Origin of the sequence: Sphingopyxis sp. LK2115 (assembly GCF_014595975.1) — a bacterium.
GTDB lineage: Bacteria > Pseudomonadota > Alphaproteobacteria > Sphingomonadales > Sphingomonadaceae > Sphingopyxis.
Window position 1 is genome coordinate 21,854 of the sequence record NZ_JABWGQ010000054.1, and the last position, 6,589, is coordinate 28,442.

A 6,589-nucleotide genomic window follows, 5' to 3' on the forward strand; every position below is an offset into this window, starting at 1 on the left:
TCCAATTCAATATTCTGCGATGCTATTCTTGCTGCTCATATTATCGTGCCGGATCATGTCGGCGGCTTTCTCGCCGATCATGATGCAGGTTGCATTGGTGTTGCCGTTGACGATTGATGGCATGATCGAGGCATCGGCCACGCGGATATTTGCGAGGCCGTGAACGCGCAGGCGGTTGTCGACCACCGCCATCTCGTCGGTGCCCATCTTGCATGTTCCCACCGGATGATAAGCATGATTGGCTTCTGCCCGGATATAGGCGTCGATCTCTTCATCAGTTTCAAGGTAGCGGTCAGGATAGAGAGGCCGTTTCATCATCGCCTTCATGCGATCCGAATGCAGGATCTCCTGCACGACACGGAAGGCATTGCGCAACGTCTTGAGGTCGTCGGGATGACTCAAGAGATTGAGGTCTATCTTGGGATCGGATTCGGGGTTTGAGTCATGTAAGGCAACCCAGCCGCGGCTCTTTGGGCGCCCAATATTGAGAATGATCGTATAGCCCCATTTCGTCATCAGCTTGTAGTCGCGCGCATGGTCGCGATAGGCGAGCGGCACGACATGGACCTGGCAGTCCGCCCGGTTCTGCCCCGGCGCGGATCGCAAGAAACCGCCTGCAGCCGTGGGCGGCGATGCCAGCCAGCTTTTCCTTTGCGTGAGATACTGGAATAGGTCTCGCACGGTCTTGAGCGCGCCAACGACATTGAGTGCGATCCCGAGCCGCTTCTTCGACTGGTAGACCAGCATCAGGTCAGGATGGTCGTGAAGATTCTGGCCGACACCGGGAATATCATGAATCACTTCGATTCCATGCTTCTCCAACTCATCACGCGGTCCGATACCGGAAAGCATCAACAGTTGGGGCGAATTATAGGCGCCGCCGCTGACAATGACTTCCTTTTCGCACGGGATCGTCTTCAACTGCCCGTCCTGGGAATACTCGACTGCCACCGCGCGGTTGCCCTCAAACCTGATACGATGGACGCGGGCATGTACTTCGACGCGGAGGTTGCCGCGCCTGCCCATCACCGGATCAAGGTAACACGCCTTCACGCTGGCGCGCTTCCCGTCCTTCACGGTAAACTGATAGATGCCGACACCTTCCTGGCTGGCACCATTGAAGTCCGGATTGGCTGGATGGTCCAGTCCAGTCGCCGCCTCGATGAAAGCATCATAGACATCGAATTCGCGCTTGCCGTTGGATACGTGAAGCGGTCCCGACGAGCCGTGAAACTCATCCTCACCGCGCTCATTATTCTCAGCCTTGCGGAAATAGGGCAGGACATCGTTGTAACCCCAGCCGTCGTTGCCGAGTTCGGCCCAGTGGTCGAAATCCGACCGGTCGCCGCGGATATAGACCATCCCGTTCATACCGCTCGATCCACCCAGCATCTTCCCGCGCGGATTGTAGAGGCGGCGGTCGTTGAGCGCCTTTGAAGGGTCGGTGTTGAACCGCCAGTTGAGCGTATTGATCCGATAGTCTTGGATCAGCGCCGCAAAAGCGCCGGGCGTGGACACAAGCGGCGAGGTGCCTGGGCCGCCTGCCTCGAGCAGGCAAACGGTGACATCGGGGTCCTCGGACAACCGGCTGGCGATAACGCCGCCCGACGACCCACCTCCAATAATTACATAGTCAGCCATTTGCTTCCCTTGTCATTCGACCCATGCTGGCGACCCGGCGTCATGCAACATGCCAGCATCAACCGCCGCAGCCACGTCAGAGGATCTTTTCGAAGATGTTGAGTAGTCCTTCGGTCTTGCTCGAATAGGGTGGCAGAAGTTGACCAAGCAGGCTGAGTTTCGGCTGAGAGAACACCGGCTTGTAATGAGTGAAGCGCTCGAAACTGGCGACGCCGGTATAGGCACCGATGCCGCTCTGTCCGATGCCACCGAAAGGCAGCCGGCGCTGGAAGACGTGCATGACCGTGCCGTTGAGAGTCACGCCGCCAGCGTGCGTTTCGGAAATGATCTTGCGCCGTTCCTCACTTTCGTCGCCAAAATAATAGAGCGCCAGCGGGCGCTCATGCCGGTTTACGTAGCGAATGAGCTCGTCTTCGGAGCGATATGGCATGATCGGCAGGATCGGTCCGAAAATCTCCTCCTGCATCATCGCCATGTCATCGGTAACGTCGAGAACCGCCAACGGCACGATCCGATGCCGTTCAGGAAGCGTTCCATCGCCGTTGTCCGAGAGGTTGAGCACCGTCGCGCCCTTGGCTTCGGCATCATCGAGCAAACCTTGGAGCCGCGCGAACTGTCGGTCATTGATGATACTGGTGAAATCGGGGTTGCTTGCCGCGTTGGGGTAGCATTTGGCAACCTGAGCGCGGAGTGCGGCGACGAAGCTTTCCATCTGATCGACATGGACGAAGGCATAGTCAGCGGCGATGCAGGTCTGGCCGGCGTTGAGCAGCTTGCCGAACACTAAGCTTTCACAGACTTGTGCAAGCGATGCACCCTTGCCCACGATGGCAGGGCATTTGCCGCCAAGTTCCAGAGTAACAGGTGTAAGGTTGGCAGCCGCCGCTTCATAGACTTTGCGGCCAACCGCGGGTGAACCGGTGAAGAGAATATGGTCGAAAGGTAGGGCCGTCATCGCCTGTGCCATGTCGGGCCCGCCCTGGACAATCGCGAATTCCTCTTCGGCGAAATACCGGCGCACAAGCCGCTCGCTGGCTTCGGCGGCGTTGGCGGAAACTTCGCTCGGCTTTGCGATCACGCGGTTGCCGGCCGCCAATGCACCGGCCGCGCCAACGAATATGGTGCCGAGCGGATAGTTCCACGTGCCGAGAACGCCCACCACACCTAGGGGCTGGGGGACCAGGCGCGATGAACCGGGAAGGCCGAAGATGTCAGTCTTCACCCGCCGCGGCCTCAGCCACGTCTTCAGATTGCGGCGCGCAAATTTAATTTCCGATATGCCAAGCATCAGGTCGAGCAGGATAGTCTCGTAGCGGGATCGAATGCCGAAATCGGCGGCAACGGCATCGACCAATTCGTCTCTGTGCTGCTCAAATATCCGGCCAAGGCGCCCGAGCAGGTCCATGCGTTCTTCGTAGCTGCGCGAAACCTGCTCACGCGTCCCTTCGCGTTGGGTCGCGAAAATTCGTTCCAGCTCAGTTCTGTTCCGAGACGCATCCACGTTAAATCGTCCGGAGGCGCGCTGGCCGCTCGGCGCTGCTCGCCTGGGCGGTGCTTTCAGCTGCGCCGATCTCAGTGATCACAGCGCGCTCGATTCTGTACGCCGTGCCGATGAATGAGGGACCGTTGCCGGTGGAACGCATCATGGATGCTCCTCGATCTGAAAGTCAGGTCGAAAAATCGGGGGCAGCGGGCGGGAGAGGATGCCCGCCGCCCCCGTCGCAGCAGCGATCAGAACTTGACTGTCGCTTCGACGCCATAAGTGCGCGGCATGCCGCGGTTCAGATAATCGTAGCCGAACACGTTGATGTTGAGGCCGTAGGTGTAGTAATATTTGTCGAACAGATTCTTCGCCCACAAGCTAACCGACATATTGTCGTGCGCATAGGTTAATCGCGCATTGGCGAGCCAGTAGCCCGGATTTGCGCATGTAATCGCCTTACCCGCGAGCGTTATGTTCGATCCCGCTGGGGGTGTATCGCACGGTGTCTGCCCATAATTCTTGAACGGATCAAAATAGTACTTGCCCATGTAGGACGCATCACCGCGCAAGGTCAGCTTGTTGGTGCCGTCATCGATCATATCCCAGTCGAATCCGGCCTGGAACGTAACCTCCGGCGCGTTCGGGAAGGGATTGCCGTTGACGTTCAATGTCGGGCTGGCCGGGTTTGCCGGATCGATCACATTGCCTTTGTACTTGCTGTTGAGATAGCCCAGCGAAGCATCGAAACGCAACGTATCGGCCACCTGCCAGGCGAGTTCGGCCTCGCCACCGAACAGGCGACCATTGGCGCTGCGCGTGAAGGTTGTAGCGCCGACCACCTGCGTTACTTGGTGATTCGAATACTCGTAGTAGAAGCCCGCGAGGTTAAGTTGGACGCGGCGATCGAACAGCCGGGTTTTGAGCCCCGCCTCATATGCATTCACCTTTTCAGGCTGGATATAATAGACTTGATTGACGCCCTGATAGGCAAGCCCGTTGAAGCTGCCGCTGCGGTAACCGCGACTGTACTGGAGATAGCCCATGATATCATCGGCGAACTCATAGCTGACATTGATACGGCCGGTTAGCCTGTTTGCCTTTTCGCGCTGCTCAAGCGGCGCGAGATTGGGGTTGTATGGATTGCTGTAGGGGATCAGGTTGACAACCGGCGTCGTACCGTCGAGCGCATAGAGGAAAGTGCTGCCGTTAAGGTAATTGACCTTATCCTGGGTGTAGCGTGCACCCACCGCCACGGTCAGCCGCTCGGTCGCTTTCCAGGTTACGTCGCCGTAGATCGCCTTCGAGGGGCGCGACACGTCAAAACGCTGTTCGCCGAGGATCGGGGTGAACGGAGGCGCGCCTGCCCCGGCGCAGCCCGCCGAAAAGCTACCCCCCATGCCGCCATTGCCCGTATTATTGATCGCGATGTCGGTCTGGAGTGCAATCAGCGAGCGTGCATCAAGGAAGCCGTTGGGATTGATCTCGATCGCGTCGCAGAATCCGGCATCGCCAGGCCCCAACGCCGGATTGGCGGCAAAGGCTGGGATATAGCGGATCGCGTCGGGCGTTCCGATTGCGGCGTTATTGTAGCTGCCCGGAAGACCGGCGCCAAGCAGCAGCGGCCTCAGCGCCCCGAAAAAGTCCGGGTAGTTGACCGTCTTGACCTTGTCCCTGCCATAATAAAGGCCGGCAATGATATCGAGGCGGTCGTTCGAATAGCTGAAACGCAGGTCCTGGTTGAAATTCTTGCTCGTCGACGTGAGGCCGATCGAGCAGAGATCGGCTGGGCCGCCATCGCAATCATCAGGATTGTTGATATAGTCGCCGGTGTCGTAGCCGGTAATCGAGGTGACGGAGAATTGGTCGCTGACATCCCATTTGATGTTGAGGGCTATCCCTTTCGACTTGCTGATGTTCTTACCTACCCGATCAACTGCGACCTCATTGTCACGCAGCAACCGCCCGCCTAGGAAAGGTTGCGGATCGTAACGCGAATAGCCGAGCGCATCCTGCCCGCCCGCGAGTTGACCGCCTGCATAGGGCGCGGTGCCCCATGGATCGTCCTTCGCGGCATAGAGCTTCAAATTGATGTCGAGATCGGGATCGGGCCGGAAGCGGATCGAGATGCGACCGCCGATCGTATCGGTGGTCCCTAGGTCGCGCTCATTCCCAGGCAGTACATTGCGCTGCCAACCATCCCCTTTTGCAAAAGTACCGGCGACGCGGACGCCCAAGATGTCGGGAACCAGCGTCGCTTCAGCGGCGCCCTGCACCGTGAAAGTGTCGTAATTGGCATAGCCGGCGGTCAGATAGCCATTGGCCTCTCCCAGATCCGGCTTGCGCGTGAAGAAGCTGATCGCGCCACCCGTGGTGTTGCGACCGTAGAGTGTTCCTTGCGGTCCGCGCAGTACCTCGACCCGGTCGATGTCATAGAGTTGCAGGCCATGGCTCGCCCGGAAGCTCTGATAGACTTCATCGACATAGACGCCAACCGGCGACGCAGTGGAGGCGGAAAATTCGTTCGCCACTGAAATCCCGCGCAGCGAGAAATTCGGTTGGGTGCGACCATAGGGAGTGGTGACTTGCAGGCTGGGGATCGCGCCCATCAAGTCTGAGGTCTCCGTGATGCCGCGCGTGCGCAGCGTCTCGCCGCCTATGGCGGAAACGGCGGCTGGAACATCCTGCAAATTCTGTTCGCGCTTCTGCGCCGTGACGACGATTGTCTCAAGGCCACCTTCCTGCGCCTCGGGCTTTTCGCCCTGCGATGCAGCGTCCTGGGCATGTGCCGGCACTGCAAGCGCACACGCGATCGATAGCGCGGTGGCACAAAGCAAATTTGTCCTAAAGGCTGTGACCATGACTGTCCTCCCCACGGCATTTTTTGATTTGGCGCCATTTGCCGCGCCTTGGGGCTCATCGTCCAATTCAATTTGTTGGCGAACTATTCCTCCCACTCATTGATTAAGGACTGATGAGCCTGCACCGCTGACGCTTCGTGGCGACGCAAATAACCCCATATATTTCATTGAATTAGTCACGCTGAGCGCGCCCATCGGGACGGATGCGCGCGTTCTGCTCGCCCCAATCGAGCCCTTCCAGACGATGTATCGGCGTAATTGGCGGTCCCGGCGGTTTCCCTTGTCGAGTTGCAAGGGGAATCAGCTATGATGAGATGTAGTGAGATACGGTTTCTTGGAGTTCATTCTACTATTCGCGGATGCATCTAAGTAGCTGACATTTCTAACAACTATGGTAGAAAACCGCGCCTCTAAATCGGCGGTTCTGACTTTTGAGGCTCATCGCGAAGCCGCCCGAAGGGGGCGTTGCCAATACGGCTGTCTCTGGTCGCTTGGTGGCAGGTGCTGGATGGGAGCGGAACAGCGCATGAATTGTGAGAACTCGATAGGATTCTTCTCGGTCGCGTCCGTCAAGGTGGTGTAATTTCGGCTGTGGCCGTGGGCCATC

The 6,589-nt window shown here is 58.3% G+C and carries 4 protein-coding genes; all 4 read right to left on the reverse strand.

Going from position 1 to position 6,589, the window contains the following annotated elements:
* Positions 1–6: 6 nt before the first annotated feature.
* The 4 genes from HUW43_RS12745 to HUW43_RS12760 all read right to left on the reverse strand — a co-directional run bounded on the left by HUW43_RS12745 (position 7) and on the right by HUW43_RS12760 (position 5,982).
* Positions 7–1,641, reverse strand: a complete 1,635-nt coding sequence (locus tag HUW43_RS12745) for a GMC family oxidoreductase (protein ID WP_081095414.1) — start codon at positions 1,639–1,641, stop codon at positions 7–9.
* A gap of 76 nt (positions 1,642–1,717) precedes the next feature.
* Positions 1,718–3,142, reverse strand: coding sequence for an aldehyde dehydrogenase family protein (locus HUW43_RS12750; protein WP_157228455.1), 1,425 nt, complete (start codon positions 3,140–3,142; stop codon positions 1,718–1,720).
* Between the two features lies 1 nt (position 3,143).
* Positions 3,144–3,287 (reverse strand): hypothetical protein, encoded by a 144-nt coding sequence (locus tag HUW43_RS12755; protein ID WP_168196078.1) that lies wholly within the window; start codon positions 3,285–3,287, stop codon positions 3,144–3,146.
* An 85-nt stretch (positions 3,288–3,372) separates the two neighbouring features.
* A complete protein-coding gene (locus tag HUW43_RS12760) occupies positions 3,373–5,982 on the reverse strand; it encodes a TonB-dependent receptor (protein ID WP_223181513.1) in 2,610 nt (869 codons plus the stop codon).
* Positions 5,983–6,589 lie beyond the last annotated feature (607 nt).

Bases quoted from the DNA above. Each gene is read 5' to 3' on its own strand.
- HUW43_RS12755 (WP_168196078.1), bottom strand. From the start codon at position 3,287: ATGATGCGTTCCACCGGCAACGGTCCCTCATTCATCGGCACGGCGTAC.
- HUW43_RS12760 (WP_223181513.1), bottom strand. From the start codon at position 5,982: ATGGTCACAGCCTTTAGGACAAATTTGCTTTGTGCCACCGCGCTATCG.
- HUW43_RS12745 (WP_081095414.1), bottom strand. From the start codon at position 1,641: ATGGCTGACTATGTAATTATTGGAGGTGGGTCGTCGGGCGGCGTTATC.